Here is a 256-nt window from a genome sequence, read left to right as displayed (position 1 = left end):
AGGGCGCGCAGTTTCATCGCGGTGGCCCAGGCGATCAGCCGGTCCGCGGCCACGGCCACGTGCAGGGCGCCGTCCGCAGGGCGCCGTCCGCGGTGAGGCAGGACGCCAAAGGCAGCCGGACGGTGCCGGAGAGCAGGGAGTCCTCCTGGTCGGTGAACAACTCGGCCGGAACACATGCGTCATCGCCGTCAACGAACGCCCCAACAACCATCCAAACCACCCCCCTTCCCGAAGTACCTTCACCCTACGAGGAGGG

The 256-nt window shown here is 68.8% G+C and carries 1 protein-coding gene; it reads right to left on the bottom strand.

The window, feature by feature from the left end:
• Positions 1–34 precede the first annotated feature (34 nt).
• Positions 35–211 (bottom strand): hypothetical protein, encoded by a 177-nt coding sequence (locus LD110_RS23485; protein WP_225502346.1) that lies wholly within the window; start codon positions 209–211, stop codon positions 35–37.
• Between the last annotated feature and the right edge of the window lie 45 nt (positions 212–256).

Source organism: Arthrobacter sp. M4 (assembly GCF_020251205.1).
Classification (GTDB): Bacteria; Actinomycetota; Actinomycetes; order Actinomycetales; family Micrococcaceae; genus Arthrobacter.
The sequence above is the reverse complement of the archived record's forward strand: the minus strand, read 5'-3'. Positions and strand labels throughout refer to the sequence as shown.